We start from the raw sequence: 15,029 nt of genomic DNA on the forward strand, positions 1-15,029 counted from the left end.
AAGGGAAAATGGTGCTGGCGACCATAGTCCGAAAGGATCAGGGGGGCGGGGCGCGGGCGCGCGGAAGGGCGGCGCGGACGGGGTCGCGCCGCCCTTCGCGGGGACGACTTCCTTGGGCGGGGAGCCGCCGCGCGGCTTCGGCTCAGCTGCCCACCACGAAGCTGGCGGCGAAGAGCGCGGCCACGATCCAGAGCGCCCAGTGCACCTCGCGCGCCCGGCCCGTGGCCAGCTGGATGACGCAGTAGCTGATCAGGCCGTAGCCGATGCCGCGCGAGATGCTGTAGGTGACGGGGATGGTCAAGAGCGTGATGAAGGCCGGGAAGGCCTTGCCGAAGTCGTCGAAGGGGATCTCCCGCACCGCGCTCATCATCAGGAAGCCGACCACGATCAGCGCCGGCGCCGTCGCCTGCGAGGGGACCATGAGAAAGACCGGCGCGAAGAAGACCGAGACCAGAAAGAGCAGCCCGGTCACCACCGAGGTGAGGCCCGTGCGGCCGCCCTCCGCCACGCCGGCCGAGGACTCCACGTAGGTGGTCACCGAGGAGGCGCCGAAGAGGCCGCCGACCACGGCTGCCAGCGAGTCGACCAGCAGGATGTTGCGCAGGTTGGGCAGCCGCCCCTCCTTGTCCAGGAGTCCGGCCTCGCCGCCCACGGCCACCACCGTGCCCATGGTGTCGAAGAAGTCGGTCATCATGAAGGCGAAGACCGCGGCCAGCATGCCCAGCTTGAGCGCCCCGGCCACGTCCAGGCGGCCGATGGTGGTGAAGGAGGCCGCGCTGGGCACCTCCACCAGGTGCGTGCTCAGGTGGGTGATGCCCAGGGGGATGCCGATCAGGGTGGTGCCGAGGATGCCCAGCAGGATGGCGCCGCGCACGCGCAGTGCCGCCAGCACCGCGGTCAGCAGCAGGCCGATGATGGTGAGGAGGACGCCCTTCTCCGTCACCGGCCCGAAGGTGACCACGGTGGCGGGGCTGGCCACCACCAGCTTGGAGTCGACCAGGCCGATGAGGGCGATGAAGAGGCCGATGCCCACCCCGATGGCCTTCTTCAGGTGGACCGGGATGGCGTCCATCACTGCCTCGCGCACGTTGGTCAGCACCAGCAGGGTGACGATGGAGCCCTCGACGAAGACGACGCCCATGGCGGTCTGCCAGCTGACGTGCTGGCCGGTCACCAGGCCGTAGGCCAGGGCGGCGTTCAGCCCCATGCCTGAGGCCAGGGCGAAGGGGGCGTTGGCCGCCAGGCCCATGGCGATCGTCATGATGCCGGCCGCCAGCGCGGTGGCCACCGCCGCGCCCGCCTTGGGAACGCCCGCGGCGCCCAGGATGGAGGGGTTGACGAAGAGAATGTAGGCCATGGTCATGAAGGTGGTGAGACCGGCCGTCACCTCCACCGGGACCGTCGTCCCCCGCTCGCGCAGGTGGAAGACCCGGTCCAGGAAGGAGGTGGGGCGGCCCGCCTCCCGCGCTTCCTCGCGAGCCTGCAACACGCTCACTCCATGCGCCTCCCCGAAAATCCGAACATTATGACCACCAACGACGACAATGATCGGAGGACGGCGCGAGTGTAGCATGCCCAGGCGCCGCCTGACAAGGCGGGGGCCAGGGAGGGCTCCGCGGTTGGCGGCGCCTGGCGCGTCGCGGGCGCGGAGGCTTAGGAGGCGTGGGGGAGGAGCCGCGGCGGCTTCCGCGCGCGCGTCGCCTGCTCGAAGGCGTGGGCGATGCGGAGGAGCACCGGCTCGCTCCAGGCGGTGCCCATGAACGTGAGGCCGACGGGGAGGCCGCGCACGAAGCCGGCCGGAACCGTCACCAGCGGGTAGCCGGCGCGCGCCGCCGGGCCGGAGCTCCCCCAGACGCCCCGGTCGCCATTGACCGGGTCGATCAGCCAGGCGGGACCGCCGCTGGGCGCCACGAGGGCGTCCAGACGGTGACGGCGGAGCACCGCGTCGATCCCCTCTTCGCCGCCCAGACGGCGGCTCCGGGCCAGTGCCTCGCGGTAGGCCGCCTCCTCCAGCGAGCCCTTCCGGACCGCCATCTCGAAGAGCTCCTGTGCGAAGAACGGCATCTCCTCGGCGGCATGCTCCTCGTTCCAGGCGATCAGGTCGGCCAACGTGCGCACCGGGATCCCCGGCCGCCCGGCCAGGTAGGCCTCCAGGTCCGCCTTGAACTCGTAGAGGAGGACGGTCATCTCGTCCTCGTCCTCGCGGAAGCGCGAGGCCGAGGGCAGGTCGGCCGGGTCGACCAGCTCGGCGCCCAGGTCGCGCAGCACGCGAAGCGCCTCCTCGCAGACCGCGTCCGCCTTCTCGCTGAAGCCCCAGAAGCCCTCCCGCGCCACGCCCAGGCGGAGGCCGCGCATGTCCGGCTCCCCCAGCGCCCCCTCGTAAGGCGTCGCCGCGCGGAGGGATGCCGCCCTCGTGGCCGGGTCGCGCTCGTCCGGGCCGGCGATGACGGAGAGGAGCAGCGCCGCATCGCGCACGGTGCGCGCGATGGGCCCCACGGTGTCCTGGCTGTGGGCGATGGGTACCACGCCGGCGCGGCTGGTCAGGCCCACCGTCGGCTTCACGCCGACGACGCCGCAGGCGGCGGAGGGGCTGACGATGGAACCGTCGGTTTCGGTGCCCAGCGCCGCGGCGCAGAGGTTGGCGGCCACCGCCGCCGCGGAGCCGGAGCTGGAGCCGGAGGGGCTGCGGTCCAGCGCGTAGGGGTTGCGCGTCTGGCCGCCCCGCGCGCTCCAACCGCTGACGGAGTGCAGCGAGCGGAAGTTGGCCCACTCGGAGAGGTTGGCCTTGCCTAGGAGGACCGCGCCGGCCGCGCGGAGACGCGCGACGACGGTGGCGTCGCGCGGCGCCGGCGCGCCGGCCAGGGCCAGGGAACCCGCGCTGGTCCGCATCCGGTCGCCGGTGTCGATGTTCTCCTTGAGCAGGACGGGGATGCCGTGGAGCGGCCCGCGCACCCGCCCCTGCCGGCGCTCGGCGTCGAGCCGGGCGGCCTCTGCCTCCGCCTCCGGGTTGACCTCGACCACGGCGCGGAGCCCGGGCAGGCCAGGCCGGTCGCGGTCCAGGAGCGCGATCCGCTCCAGATAGAGGCGGACCAGCGCCAGCGCGCCCAGCTCGCCGCGCTCCATGGCCGCCTGCAGGTCCGCCAGCGTCGCCTCTTCCAGCGGTCCGGGGAAGCTCTCTCCCACCGCCCTCACCTCCGCCTCGGATGCAGAAGGCGGGGCCGCCCGGGACCGCCCCGCGCTCCAGGCCGGATTCGGGCGGCGGGAGGGAAGTTCCTCTCGGCAGGGCGGGGCGGGCCGCGGGACGGCGGGAGGCGGGCGGCGGCGAGGAACGGGTACGGAGAGGCCCCCGCCGCGGGGCGGGGGCCCGGGCCGCCGGAGAGTCCGCTCCGCCTACACCGGACGCCGCAGCCGGCGGGCCAGCTCCGGCCACTCCTCGGCTTCCACCCATCCTGCCAGGGCCAGCGTCAGCAGGAACAGGAGCACCGCGTCCGCCACGAGCCAGCTCATCGCCCTTGCCCTCCCCGTCCCTCCGCCGGCCGCCCGGGTTCGTTTCCTTCCCGCGGGGAAGAGGCGGAAGGCGGAGGGCGCACTACTAAAAACAGTTTCTACTCGGCATATGGACGATTCCCTTCCGCCGCCCCCGGGTCAGCGCAGGGGAGCGGCAGCGTCGCCGGCCGGCGCGGCCGCGCCCACGGCCCGGTCGTAGGCGGCCACCGCCCCGGCCACGTCGGCGGCGGGCACGTAGCTGAGCGAGGCGGAACCGCCGCCGCCGACCCGGGTCAGGAGGCCCAGCCAGCGGCTCTCCAGCAGGCCGCCGGCGGCCGGCAACTCGAAGAGGGCGCCGCCCGAGCAGCCCGGGAGCGCCGCCGGCGCCTCCGTCGCCACGGTCGTCCCCTCCGCGCCGGAGGCCAGGGGGCCTCCGCGGAAGCCGACCGGGAAGGACTGGAAGGTCCAGGCCGGCCCCCGCACGCAGTCGATCTCGCCCAGGGCGCCGGCCGCGGGCACCACGCCCGCACCGCCGGCACCGGCCTGGGGCAGGGCCAGCGGCTCCACCAGGTTGGGGTCGAGGGAGGGTACCTCCAGCACCGCCAGGTCGAGGCCGTCGGCGACGAAGACGCGCGTCGCCGGCAGCGCCAGGCTGGAGGAGGGGAGATGGACGGCCACGTCCTGCCAGCTGGAGCCGGCCGGCCCGAGGACGTGCGCCGCCGTCACCACCAGGATCCTTCGCGGCTGACCGGGAAGCGGGGCCGCCACCACGGTCCCGGTGCCCGTCCGGCTTCCCGGGCGGCCGCCGAGCGTATAGTCGACCTCCACCCCCACCTGGCTGGGGGTGGGCGTCGTGCGGCGGGCGTAGGGCGTGGCGCGGAGCACGACCAGGCGGCCGCCCAGCGCCTGCCCGGAGCCCGCCGCGCCTGCCGGCGCGACCCCGGCCGCTGCCGGCAGCCGCCCCGGCGGCCCCCCGAAGCCCACCAGTCCCACCAGCGCCGCCGCCACGAGGAAGGGCCGGAGGTGGCGACCCCAGCCTGTCGCCTTTCCCATGGCCCGCCACCTCCCTCCTCACGCTCACGCGGACATGGTGGCCGGCGCCTTTCACGCTCCGCCAAGACCCTCCTGAGAGACGGCTAAGAAAACGAAAGGGCCGCTCTTGGGAGCTCTCCCGGGCGGTCCCCCGCCTCCTGTGACGGCGCGCACGGCGCCGGTGGCGCGGGACGGGGAGGATGGGGGCGGGAGAGGATGCGCATGCAGACGCTGACCATGGAACGGAGGCCCGAGCCTGCCCTGCCGCTCCGCCTCATGGCGCTGGCCGCGGCGGGGCTGGCGCTCTTCTCGCTGGCGGCGGGCCTTTTGGGCCCGGGGCTTTTGGCCGCCGACGACGGCTGGCGGCGGCCCGAGGCGCTCCTGGTCGTCCATCTGGCGACGCTGGCCTGGCTGACGCCGCTGATGATGGGCGCGCTCTACCAGCTGGTGCCCGTCGTCCTCCACCTGCCGCTGGCCGCCACGACCTGGGCGCGGCCGCTGGCCGGGCTCTACGTCGCCGGGCTGGCGCTCTTTCTCACCGGCCTGGCCGCCGTCGCCGGCCTGCCGCCCTTCGTCGGCCTGGCCGCGGCGCCGGGCGGCGCCTGGACCTGGCTGGCGGCGGGAGGAAGCCTGCTCCTGGCGGCCATCCTCCTCTACCTGGCGCAGATGGCGCGCACGCTGGCGGGCCTCGGGCGCGCCGGGTGGAGCCTGCAGGCGGCCGCCGTGACGGCGGCGCTGGCCTTCCTGGGCGCGGTGGCCGGCTGGGGCGCGACGCTGGCCTTCAACCTGCGCTGGGGCTTCCTGGGGGCGGCGGTGGAGCGGCAGCTGGCCGTCCACGTCACCCTGGGGCTGGGCGGATGGTTCGGCAGCCTGGCCATGGGCGTCGGCTACCAGCTGATCCCCATGTTCGCCCCCACCCGCCACCTGGAGGAGCGGGCGGCGCCGTGGCTGCTGGCCGGCTGGCTGGCCGGGGTGGCGGGCCTGGCCCTCCTCCTGCCGCTCCGGCCGGGGGCGGCGCGCCTCTGGGCGCCGCTGCCGGCGGCGGCGCTGGCCGGCTGGGCGCTGGACGTCAGCCGCATCGTCGCGCGGCGGAGCCGCTCGCAGCCCATGCCGCTGGTCACCCGCTTCAGTCTGGCCGCCGCCTGGACGCTGGCCGCCGCCGGCCTCGCGGCGCTGGCGACGCTGGAGGGGTTCCTCCCGGAGCGGGTGGCGGCGCTGGCCGGCTTCCTGGGGCTGGCCGGCTACACGCTCCTGGCCGTGGGCCAGATGTACAAGATCGTCCCCTTCATCCTCTGGCAGGGCCTCTACCTCCTGGCGGGGAGCCTCCGGCCCTCCGCCTTCGCGCCGGCCTCGCCGCCCCCGCCGCTGAAGAGCGGCCTCTGGCTGCCGGAGCGGCCCTCGCAGGCGACCCTGCCGCTCTTTCTGGCGGGCCTGGTCCTGCTCGCGGCCGGCACGGCCGCCGCGGAGCCACTCCTCCTGCGCCTGGGCTGCGCCCTCTGGGGGGCGGCCGGAGTCGCCTCGGCCCTCCTGATCGCCTGGACCTTCCGCGCCGCGGGCCGCTCGGCGCGGCTCGCCCGGGGCGCCGGCGGCCCGGAGGGCGCGGGCCTGTGACCGCCGTCACCGCGGGGGCGCGCCACACCGCCTAGCGTGGGGGCGGGAAAGGCAGAGGGGGTGACGCCCTTGCCGGCCACGCGTGTCTCGCGCTGGAGCCTCCGCTACTTCGCGGCGGCCCTGGCCAGCTTTCTTCTCGCCCAGCTCTGGATGGCGGCCGGGCTGACCTGGCCCTTCCGACCGGCGGGCGCTGGCACCACGCTGGTGGCGGTCCACCTGCTCACCGTCGGCTGGCTGACCACGCTCATGCTGGGCGCGCTGCACCAGTTCGTCCCCGTGCTGACGGCGCGGCCGCTGGGCGGCGAGCGGGCGGCCGGCTGGACGCTCGCCCTGGTGGAGGGCGGCCTCCTCTCCATGCTGACGGGCTTCCTGGCCTGGGGCGCGGGTGCGCGGGCGGCCTCGCTGGCGCTGCCGGCGGGCGGGCTGGCGGTGGCGGCGGGCGCCTGGCTGGCGGCGGCCGGGCACGCGCGCACGCTAGCCTCGGCGCCGCTGCCGCTGCCGGCGCGCTATGTCGCCGCCGGGCTGGTCTTTCTGACGCTGGTGCCGCTCCTGGGGGTGGCGCTGGCGCTGGCCGTGGTGGCGCCGCGGCAGCTGGGAGTGGCTGTCGACGGCCTCCTCTACGCGCGCGGCCTTCCGCTCCACCTGCTGGCCGGGCTGGGCGGCTGGCTGGCGCTGACGGCCATGGGGGTGGCGCTCAAGCTGCTGGCCATGTTCATGCTGGCTCCCGAAGAGCGCGGGCTGCGCGGTGAGCTGGCCTTGGCGCTGACGGCGGGGGGCCTGGGGCTGGCCTGGCTGGCCGGCTGGGGCGGCGCGCGCGTGGCGGCGGCCGAGACGGCGGGGCAGGTGGCGGCAGGCACCGGGGCGGCGCTCTACCTGGCCGACCTCGTCCTGCTCTACCGGCAGCGCCGGCGCCGCCACCTGGAGCCCAACGCCGCCTTCGCCGCCTGGGCGCTGGCGGGGCTGGGCCTGGCCGTCGCCCTCCTGGCGGCGCTCCGCCTGGCCGGGGCGACGGCGGCCTGGGCGCCGGCGGTGGTGCAGCTCCTGCTCCTCGGCTGCTTCTCGGGTCTGGGGCTGAGCCAGCTGGTCAAGATCGTCCCCTTCCTCACCTGGATCGAGCGCTACGGGCCGCTCATGGGGCGCCGGCCGGTACCGCGCGTGCAGGAGCTGCTGGAGGAGCGGCGCGTGCGGCCGTGGCTCGCCGCCTTCTTCGCGGCGGCGGGCGCGGGCTGGCTTGCCGCCGCCGGCCTGGTGGCCGGCGCGGGCCGCGCGGAGGTCCTCCTCGGGGCGGTCTGGCGGGCGGCGGTGGCCGCCCAGGCGCTGGCGACCGCGGGCCTGGCCGGGGAGCTGCTGCGCATGCGGCGCGAGCAGGCGCTGCCGGCGGAGGGGATGGCGGCGCGGGCAACCGGCCGTTCCTGAGCGGCCGGCCGGCGGGGGAAGGTGCGCGGGAGGAGGCAGGCTCCCCGAAGGAGGGGTCGGGATGTCGGGAGAGGCGAGGGAGCGGCTCAGGACGCTGGACGTGCGCGAGGAACTGCGCGCGGGCCGCGAGCCGCTGGGGCGGATCCTGGAGACCGTGCGCGGCCTCGAGGAAGGCGAGGGGCTCCGCCTGCTGGCCACCTTCGAGCCGCTGCCGCTCTACCGGGTGCTGGAGGCGCGCGGCTTCACCCACCGCGCGAGACGCCTCGGGGAGGGCGACTGGGAGGTGCTCTTTCTGCCTGCCGGAACGGCTGGCGGGGAGCCTGCGCGGGGGCGGGCGGCGGCCGGCGGCGCGAAGGCGGACGAGGAGTGGCCGGAGCCGGTACGACGGCTCGACAACCGCGGGCTCGAGCCGCCGGAGCCCATGATGCGGATCCTGGAGGCGCTGGAGGGCATGGAGCCGGGCGAGGTGCTGGAGGCCATCAACGAGCGCGAACCGGTCTTTCTCTACCCGGAGCTGGAGGCGCGCGGCCACGCCATCCGCAGCGAGCGGCGCGCGGACGGCGTGCGGCTGCTCGTCCGGCGCGGGCCGGGCGCCGGCGGTGAGGCCAGGGAGGCGAGGTGAGAAGCATGGAGGGCGAGGGCGGGAGGCGGCCGGCGGCCGCGGACGAGCGCCTGCTGGCCGCCCTCTGGGAGGCGCTCCGCGACGTCTTCGACCCGGAGCTCGGCTACAACGTGGTCGACCTGGGTCTCGTCTACGGCCTCGAGGCCGGGGAGGGGCGCGTCCGGGTGGTCATGACCATGACCACGCCCGGCTGCCCGGCCGGCGACATGATCGAGGACGGCGTCCGCCAGAGGCTCTTGCAGGTGCCGGGGGTGGAGCAGGTGGAGGTGCGGGTGGTCTGGTCGCCGCCCTGGACCCCCGAGATGATGAGCGACGATGCCAAGCGCTACTTCGGCATCGCCTGAGGGCGGGTGAGGAGATGGAGCGGAACGAGGCGCTGCGGGCGCTGGCCGGCCTGAAGGCGGACGGGGTCGACCCGCTGGCCGAGGGCTACGTCCAGGACGTGCTGATCGAGCGTCACGCCGACGGCGACCGCGTGGCGGTGCTGGTGGACGAGGTCTGGCAGGGCCGGAGACCGTCCGGGGAGGCGCTGGAGGCGATCCGCCGCCGTCTGGAGGGGCGGCCCGGAGTGGCCGGGGTCCGGGTGGTGCCGCGCAGCCGCGAGCTGGCCGAGCGCGCGCGCCAGGCGGCGCGGCCGGCCGCGCGGCCGCGGCCGCGGGTGCCCGCCGGGGCGAAGCTGCTGGCGGTGGCCAGCGGCAAGGGCGGGGTGGGCAAGTCGACGGTCAGCGTCAACCTGGCCGTCGCCCTGGCCCGCCGGGGCGTGCGCACCGCCCTCCTGGACTGCGACATCTACGGTTTCAGCGTTCCCTCGCTGATGGGTCTCGGGGGGAGTCCGGAGGTGCGGGAGGGCCGCATCGTCCCCCTGGAGGCGCACGGCGTCCAGGTGGTCTCGATGGACTTCTTCGTACGCCAGAACCAGCCGGTCATCTGGCGAGGACCGATGCTGGGAAACGCGCTCCGGCAGCTGATGGGGGAGAGCCTCTGGAGCGAGCCCCGGGTGATGATCCTCGACCTGCCACCGGGGACGGGCGACGCGGCGCTGGACGTGCACGAGTTCTTCCCCGGCGCGGCCGAGCTGGTGGTGACCACGCCCGATCCGCTGGCTGCGCGCGTCGCCGAGCGGGCCGGCGCCATGGCGCTGGCCACCGGCCACCCCCTCCTGGGCGTGGTGGAAAACCTGTCCTACATGCTCTGCGAGGCGTGCGGGGCGGAGAGCCACCCCTTCGGGCACGGCGGCGGCGAGGCGGTGGCGGCCGCCCTGGGGAGCCGGCTGCTGGCGCGCATCCCCTTCCAGCCGGCGGGGGAGGGCCGGCAGGACGGGCTCTTCGCGGAGACGACGCCGGCCGGGAGGGCTTACACGGCCCTGGCCGGCCGGGTGGAGGAGGCGCTGGAGGCGCTGGAGGCCGACGCTCCGGGCCCCGCTCCGGCGGGCGGGGGCGCCGGCGAGAGCCTGGTGAAAGCGGGGGACCGGGGATGACGGAGGAACGGCGTTCGGAGCTGGCCGAGCGGGAGGCCGGGGCGGGAAGCGAAGCCCGTCTGGAGAGAAACCGGGGGGCGGCCCGGAAGGTCGTCCACCACCACGCCCGGCTGCTGGAGGAGCTGGAGGCGCGGAGCCGCGGGCTGGCGGAGGCGCCCGCCGGCGGGTGGCAGGCGGCGCGGCAGGCGCTGGCGGCCTGGGTGGACGCCGAGCTCCTGCCCCACGCGCGCGGGGAGGAGGCGACGCTCTACCGGCGGGCGGCGGAGCTGCCAGGGGTGGCGCTCCTCGTCCGTTCGCTCCTCCTGGAGCACGGACGCATCGGCGAGCTGCGCCAGGTGCTGGGCGCCGCCCCGTCGCAAGGCGAGGCGGCCGCGCTGGGTCGCGCGCTTCTGGAGATCTTCCGGTTGCACGCCGAGAAGGAGAACCTCTTCGTCCTCCCGCCGCTGGCGGAGGATCCGGCGACGAAGCTGGAGGAGGTGCTGGACGAGCTGCACGCGCTCTCCAGCTTCTCCGGCCAGGTGCTGGACGTGCGGCCGCTGCCGCCCGCCGAGCGCCACAGGCTGATCTTCGCCACCTGGGAGCGGCTGGGGCCGGGGGAGTCCTTTCTGCTGGTCAACGACCACGACCCGGTCCCGCTCCACTACCAGTTCGCGGCCGAGCAGCCGGGCCGCTTCACCTGGGAGGTGCTGGAGGCGGGCCCCCGGGTCTGGCGGGTCCTGGTGGGGCGCGACGGCGACGGGCGGGAGGGCCGATGAGCCGGCCCGCCGCCCGGCGGCCGCGGGGAGGGGTGCCCGCCCTGGCGCTGGCCTTGGCGCTCCTCCTTCTGGCGACGGGCTGCGACCTCCAAGCGCCCGCCTCGACGGCGACCGGGCCGGCGGCCGGAGGCGGCGCGGCCACCTCCGGGACGTCCGGGGTCGCGCCCGGGTCCGGGCGCCTCTTCCACGGGAGCTGCCCCCCCTCGAAGGCCGAGCCGCTGGAGGTGCGGCGCGAGGGAGCGCACGTCTGGGTGCGCCTGGTGGCCGAGCCGGCCACGGTGCCCGTCGCCGCGGGCGTCTGCTACCGGGCCTGGACCTTCAACGGTCAGGTTCCGGGGCCGGTCATCCGACTCCGGCAGGGGGACGAGGTCACCTTCACGCTGGTCAACCGGGATCCGGAGATGGCGCACTCCATTGACTTCCACGCCGCGCGCACACCCTGGAGCGTCAACTACCAGCCCGTGCTGCCGGGGCAGAGCTTCACCTTCTCTTTCCGGGCCGAGGATCCGGGGGTCTTTCTCTACCACTGCGGGGTGGCGCCGGTCATCGAGCACATCGCCAACGGCATGTACGGGGCGGTCATCGTCGACCCCGCCGCGGGACGGCCTCCGGCGCGCGAGTTCGTCCTGGTGGAGGGCGAGTGGTACGCCTCGGCCGACCCCGCGGCGCTGGAGACGGAGTCGCCGGCCTACACCGTCTTCAACGGCTACGCCGACCGCTACCTCGACCATCCGCTGCGCGCCGAGCCGGGGGAGAGGGTCCGCTTCTACGTGGTCAACGCCGGACCCAACCGCTTCGCCTATTTCCACGTCATCGGCGCCCTCTTCGACCGGGTGGAGATGGACGGCAACCCGGCCAACCTGCTGCAGGGCGTCTCGGGGGCCGTCGTCGGGCCGGGCGGCGCGGCCGTCTTCGAAACCCACTTCCCCGAGGCCGGGCGCTACCTCTTCGTCAACCACGCCTTCGCCGACGCCTCCCGCGGCGCGACGGGGGAGATCGACGTCCGGTCCGGGGCGCCCCAAGAACCGCTGATGCCCTGAGGAGGAAGGGAGCGTGCGCGTCACCGTCGACCAGGAGATCTGCATCGGCTGCCCGTTCTGCGAGTCCATCTGCGTCGAGCTCTTCCGGGTGGACGGGGGCCTGGCCTTCGTGCTGCGCGACCCGGTGCCGCCGGAGCTGGAGGCGTGCGCCCGGGAGGCCGCCGAGGCCTGTCCCGTGGGCTGCATCGCCCTCCACCCCGAGGGCGAGCCGGTGGAGGAGCGGCTCCTGACCTCCATCCTGCCGGTGGAGGAGCGCCCGTGAACAGGCGGAGAGCCGGCCAGGGCGCTGCGCGGGCGTGCGTCCGGTGCTAGCCTAGTCGCGAGGGGGAGGGCCATGCCGGGCGACGCCGCCCTCGCCGAGCTGCTGGCGCGGAGCCCCATCTTCGCCGGGCTCGACCCGGCCTCGCTGGCCGCCATCGGCGCGCTCCTGCGCCGGCGCCAGCTGGGGGCGGGCGAAGTGCTCTTCGAGCAGGGCGAGCCGGTCCGCGACCTCTTCGTCATCGAGCGCGGGCTGGTCAAGGCCTTCGTCCTCACCCCGGCCGGACGGCAGCAGACCATCAACCTCCTGGGCGCGGGTGAAGTGGTGCCGCACGTCGGCTTCCTGGAAGGAAGCAGCTACCCGGCCACCGCCACCGCCCTGGAGGAGAGCGTGGTCTGGGCGTTGGGTCGCCGGCCGCTGATGGAGCTGCTGCGCCGCGACGCCCTCCTGGCCATCCGCCTGCTGGAGATCACCGCGCGCCGCCTGGCGGAGCTGCAGCGCCGCCTGCAGGAGACGGCGCTGGGCGACCTGCGCCAGCGCGTCGCCTACGCTCTGGTCCGCCTGGCCAGCGAGCACGGGCGCGGCGAGGGCCGCTGGCGGACGCTGCCGCCCCACATCACGCACCAGGAGATCGCCAACCTGGCGGGCGTCAGCCGGGAGAGCGTCAGCCGGACCATGGGCCGCTTCCTGCGCAACGGCTGGGTGCGGGAGGGTGCCGACGGCCAGCGTCTCGACCTGGAGGCGCTGGCGCGGGAGGCGGAGGGCTTTGAGCAGGGCTGAGGGGGCCGGCGCGCCGGCCGCGCTGGAGGTGGGCGCGGAGCTGGTGGCGGCCATGCTGGAGCACGCCCGCCGGGAGCTGCCCCTGGAGGCCTGCGGGCTCGTGGGCGGGCGGGACGCGCGCGCCCTCCTCTTCCTCCCCGCCGCCAACCGGCTGGCCAGCCCCACCGCCTACTCGATCGACCCGGAGGAGCTGCTCTGGCTGTTCCAGCGTCTGGAGCGCGAGGGGCTGGAGCTGGTCGGCCTCTTCCACTCGCACCCGCGCGGACGGGCCTATCCCTCGGCGACGGACCTGCGGCTGGCCTACTACCCGCAGGCGGTCTACCTCATCGCCTCGCTGGCGGGCGCCGGGCCCGAGCTGCGCGGCTACCGCATCGCCGGCGGCCGGGTGGAGCGGGTGGCGCTGGTCTCGCCAGGGACGAGGAGGGGCTAGTTTCGCAAGTTTCCGTTGGGAATAGTTGACTCCTCGCCTCCGCGATGCGACACTTCCGGTAAGGAACCGGCGCCCGGGGCAGGCTCTCCCGGGCGTCGCCGGAGGGGGCGGAGGCCGTGTCCCAGGCCGGGCTGGAGCGGCAGCCGGCGCCGCAGGAGGACGAGGCCGGCTCGATCCTCTGCCGGGAGTTCCGTCGTGCCGCCGAGGTGGTGGGGCGGCGGTGGGTGGTGGAGATCCTCTGGAGCCTCCACGAGCAGCCGCTCCGCTTCATGCAGATCCGCCGCCGCATCCCGGGGCTGAGCGACCGGCTCCTCTCGCAACGCCTCCAGGAGCTTGAGCGGGAGGGGCTCGTCGAGCGGAGGGTGGACACTTCCTCGCGCCCGGTACGCGTAGCCTATACGCTGACCCGCTGGGGGCGCGGCCTGGAGGCCGTCCTGCGCGACCTGCACGACTGGGCCCACGAGTGGGCCTGACGCCTTCCGGCGCGGCGGGCCTCGGGCTTCCGGCGGCCCGGCGGGCGGCCGGGAGAAAGGAAATCGCTGCCATTGCCAGGGCGGAGCCAGGCGGGCATCAATAGATGAGCACCCGAGAATACCTGGCAGGTCCGTCCTGAGGGAGGCGAGCGCCAGCGATGGCAGAGGAAGTCATCCTCACCCCGGAGGGCCTCAAGAAGCTGGAAAGCGAGCTCGAGGAGCTGAAACGGCGCCGCCTGGTGGTGGCCGCGCGGCTGCACGACGCGCGGGAGCTGGGCGATCTCTCGGAGAACGGCGAGTACCAGGCGGCCCGCGAGGAGCAGGGCCAGCTGGAGCGGCGGATCGCGGCCATCGAGGCGACGCTCCAGCACGCCCGCGTCGTCGACCACCGCGACGCCGACCCCGGCGCCGTGGCCGTCGGCTCCCGGGTGGAGGTGGAAGTGGAGGATCCCGAGGACCCCGGCCGCGAGGTCTTCGTCATCGTCGGCCCCTCCGAGGCCGATCCGGGGGCCGGCCGCATCTCCTACCAGTCGCCCGTTGGCGCGGCCCTGATGGGGCGCAGGGCCGGCGAGAGCGTGGAGGTGCGGCTGCCGGGAGGCGGCGTCGCGCGCTACCGGGTGGTCGCCGTCCGCTTCGAGGAGTCCTAGGGCGGTCCCGGGGCCCCTCGCCGGACCGCCGCGGGGCCGCCCTACCAGATCCGGATCCGCCCCCGGTAGCGGTCGAACCAGCGGGCGTTCCGCTCGCTGGCCCCGTCCAGGTTGCCGCTCTCCCAGACCGGGGGCTGGATCCCGTGCTCCAGGAGGAGGGCTGCGGCCCCGGCCAGGACCGCCTGCACCAGAAAGATCCCATCAGCCCCGAGGCCGGCGCCACCGGCTGCCCGAGGCCGGGCAGGCGGAGGAGGGCGTCGCCCAGCGGCGTCCCCGTGTCCAGCACCACATCGGCCAGCTCATAGAGCTTCCGGCCCGAGGAATGGCGCGAGGCGACGGCGCGCGAGTAGGGCAGGCTGGTGACGGCGATCACCGGTACGCCCCGCCGGCGCGCCGCCATGGCCACCTCCACCGGCGCCGCGTTCCGCCCCGAGTTGGAGATGACGATCAGGACATCGCCGGGCCCCAGGCGCCGGTGCTCCACGATCGCCTCCCCGAACCCCTCCAGCCGTTCCAGCCGCTCGCTCTTGGCAACGTCCTGGTGTCCCGTCAGGCTGGGTTCGAGGATGGCGTCCACCGGCACCAGCACGCCCGCGCGGTAGGCCACCTCCTCCGCCACCAGGTGGGAGTGGCCGGTGCCGAAGGTGAAGATCACGCCGCCGCCGGCCACGGCCTCGGCCACCAGCCGGGCCGCCTGCTCCACCGCCGCCGCCTCGCGCCGGACGGCCTCCTCCAGCAGTTCCTCCACGCGCCGCGCGTACTCGCGCAGGACCTCCTCCGGCCCCATCCGCCCAGCCCCCCATCCGGCGCCCACTTCGGCCCGGCGGGCGCCTGCCCCTGCCGGCCCACCGCACGCCGCGGCCCGGAGCCTACCCGCGGCTGGGGAGGGGGGCCCTCGCGGGCGCCGGCGGCAGGTCGAAGAGCTCGGCCACCAGGCTCTGGATGGCCTGGGGGTGGGGGAGGAGGACGTCGGCGCCGCCGGGGGTGACCCAGTTGCTGAC

16 protein-coding genes are annotated in these 15,029 nt (G+C 75.4%); 12 read left to right on the top strand and 4 right to left on the bottom strand.

Features of this window, described 5'->3' with window-relative positions; translation table 11 throughout:
* Positions 1 to 142: 142 nt before the first annotated feature.
* The 3 genes from K6U79_08270 to K6U79_08280 form a co-directional block, all read right to left on the bottom strand.
* Positions 143 to 1,573 (bottom strand): NCS2 family permease, encoded by a 1,431-nt coding sequence (locus K6U79_08270; protein MCL6522346.1) that lies wholly within the window; start codon positions 1,571 to 1,573, stop codon positions 143 to 145.
* An 80-nt stretch (positions 1,574 to 1,653) separates the two neighbouring features.
* Positions 1,654 to 3,192, bottom strand: coding sequence for an amidase (locus K6U79_08275; protein MCL6522347.1), 1,539 nt, complete (start codon positions 3,190 to 3,192; stop codon positions 1,654 to 1,656).
* 453 nt (positions 3,193 to 3,645) lie between these two features.
* Positions 3,646 to 4,539 carry a serine protease gene (locus K6U79_08280; protein MCL6522348.1) on the bottom strand — a complete coding sequence of 298 codons (894 nt, stop codon included), beginning with the start codon at positions 4,537 to 4,539 and terminating at the stop codon, positions 3,646 to 3,648.
* A 195-nt stretch (positions 4,540 to 4,734) separates the two neighbouring features.
* On the opposite strand from K6U79_08280, the gene K6U79_08285 reads away from it, so the two are divergent.
* The 12 genes from K6U79_08285 (at position 4,735) to greA (ending at position 14,028) form a co-directional block, all read left to right on the top strand.
* Entirely contained in the window at positions 4,735 to 6,129 is a 1,395-nt protein-coding gene (locus tag K6U79_08285) for a hypothetical protein (GenBank protein MCL6522349.1), read from the top strand.
* A gap of 69 nt (positions 6,130 to 6,198) precedes the next feature.
* Positions 6,199 to 7,545, top strand: a complete 1,347-nt coding sequence (locus K6U79_08290) for a hypothetical protein (GenBank protein ID MCL6522350.1) — start codon at positions 6,199 to 6,201, stop codon at positions 7,543 to 7,545.
* Between the two features lie 61 nt (positions 7,546 to 7,606).
* The gene (locus tag K6U79_08295; GenBank protein ID MCL6522351.1) at positions 7,607 to 8,167 is read left to right on the top strand and encodes a DUF2249 domain-containing protein; all 561 of its coding nucleotides are present in this window, start codon (positions 7,607 to 7,609) and stop codon (positions 8,165 to 8,167) included.
* A gap of 5 nt (positions 8,168 to 8,172) precedes the next feature.
* The gene (locus K6U79_08300; protein MCL6522352.1) at positions 8,173 to 8,511 is read left to right on the top strand and encodes a metal-sulfur cluster assembly factor; all 339 of its coding nucleotides are present in this window, start codon (positions 8,173 to 8,175) and stop codon (positions 8,509 to 8,511) included.
* Between the two features lie 14 nt (positions 8,512 to 8,525).
* Positions 8,526 to 9,644, top strand: coding sequence for an Mrp/NBP35 family ATP-binding protein (locus K6U79_08305; GenBank protein MCL6522353.1), 1,119 nt, complete (start codon positions 8,526 to 8,528; stop codon positions 9,642 to 9,644).
* Positions 9,641 to 10,399 carry a DUF2249 domain-containing protein gene (locus tag K6U79_08310; GenBank protein MCL6522354.1) on the top strand — a complete coding sequence of 253 codons (759 nt, stop codon included), beginning with the start codon at positions 9,641 to 9,643 and terminating at the stop codon, positions 10,397 to 10,399. Before K6U79_08305 ends, K6U79_08310 begins: the two co-directional genes overlap by 4 nt.
* Entirely contained in the window at positions 10,396 to 11,439 is a 1,044-nt protein-coding gene (locus tag K6U79_08315; protein ID MCL6522355.1) for a multicopper oxidase domain-containing protein, read from the top strand. Before K6U79_08310 ends, K6U79_08315 begins: the two co-directional genes overlap by 4 nt.
* 13 nt (positions 11,440 to 11,452) lie before the next feature.
* The gene (locus K6U79_08320) at positions 11,453 to 11,701 is read left to right on the top strand and encodes a ferredoxin (protein MCL6522356.1); all 249 of its coding nucleotides are present in this window, start codon (positions 11,453 to 11,455) and stop codon (positions 11,699 to 11,701) included.
* 72 nt (positions 11,702 to 11,773) lie between these two features.
* Positions 11,774 to 12,478, top strand: a complete 705-nt coding sequence (locus K6U79_08325; protein MCL6522357.1) for a Crp/Fnr family transcriptional regulator — start codon at positions 11,774 to 11,776, stop codon at positions 12,476 to 12,478.
* Entirely contained in the window at positions 12,465 to 12,908 is a 444-nt protein-coding gene (locus K6U79_08330) for a M67 family metallopeptidase (GenBank protein ID MCL6522358.1), read from the top strand. Before K6U79_08325 ends, K6U79_08330 begins: the two co-directional genes overlap by 14 nt.
* A 173-nt stretch (positions 12,909 to 13,081) precedes the next feature.
* Positions 13,082 to 13,381, top strand: a complete 300-nt coding sequence (locus K6U79_08335; protein MCL6522359.1) for a helix-turn-helix transcriptional regulator — start codon at positions 13,082 to 13,084, stop codon at positions 13,379 to 13,381.
* A 158-nt stretch (positions 13,382 to 13,539) separates the two neighbouring features.
* Positions 13,540 to 14,028, top strand: coding sequence for a transcription elongation factor GreA (gene greA / locus K6U79_08340; GenBank protein ID MCL6522360.1), 489 nt, complete (start codon positions 13,540 to 13,542; stop codon positions 14,026 to 14,028).
* A 41-nt stretch (positions 14,029 to 14,069) separates the two neighbouring features.
* Here greA and K6U79_08345 read toward each other — a convergent pair whose 3' ends face one another.
* Positions 14,070 to 14,216 (bottom strand): hypothetical protein, encoded by a 147-nt coding sequence (locus K6U79_08345; protein ID MCL6522361.1) that lies wholly within the window; start codon positions 14,214 to 14,216, stop codon positions 14,070 to 14,072.
* Positions 14,217 to 15,029 lie beyond the last annotated feature (813 nt).

This window comes from Bacillota bacterium, from assembly GCA_023511835.1.
Taxonomy (GTDB): domain Bacteria; phylum Bacillota; class Sulfobacillia; order JAIMAT01; family JAIMAT01; genus JAIMAT01.

Excerpts from the sequence above, each read along its gene's own strand:
- K6U79_08270 (MCL6522346.1), bottom strand. The coding sequence starts at position 1,573 with ATGCTACACTCGCGCCGTCCTCCGATCATTGTCGTCGTTGGTGGTCAT.
- K6U79_08280 (MCL6522348.1), bottom strand. The coding sequence starts at position 4,539 with ATGGGAAAGGCGACAGGCTGGGGTCGCCACCTCCGGCCCTTCCTCGTG.
- K6U79_08285 (MCL6522349.1), top strand. The coding sequence starts at position 4,735 with ATGCGCATGCAGACGCTGACCATGGAACGGAGGCCCGAGCCTGCCCTG.
- K6U79_08295 (MCL6522351.1), top strand. The coding sequence starts at position 7,607 with ATGTCGGGAGAGGCGAGGGAGCGGCTCAGGACGCTGGACGTGCGCGAG.
- K6U79_08300 (MCL6522352.1), top strand. The coding sequence starts at position 8,173 with ATGGAGGGCGAGGGCGGGAGGCGGCCGGCGGCCGCGGACGAGCGCCTG.
- K6U79_08305 (MCL6522353.1), top strand. The coding sequence starts at position 8,526 with ATGGAGCGGAACGAGGCGCTGCGGGCGCTGGCCGGCCTGAAGGCGGAC.
- K6U79_08310 (MCL6522354.1), top strand. The coding sequence starts at position 9,641 with ATGACGGAGGAACGGCGTTCGGAGCTGGCCGAGCGGGAGGCCGGGGCG.
- K6U79_08315 (MCL6522355.1), top strand. The coding sequence starts at position 10,396 with ATGAGCCGGCCCGCCGCCCGGCGGCCGCGGGGAGGGGTGCCCGCCCTG.
- K6U79_08325 (MCL6522357.1), top strand. The coding sequence starts at position 11,774 with ATGCCGGGCGACGCCGCCCTCGCCGAGCTGCTGGCGCGGAGCCCCATC.
- greA (MCL6522360.1), top strand. The coding sequence starts at position 13,540 with ATGGCAGAGGAAGTCATCCTCACCCCGGAGGGCCTCAAGAAGCTGGAA.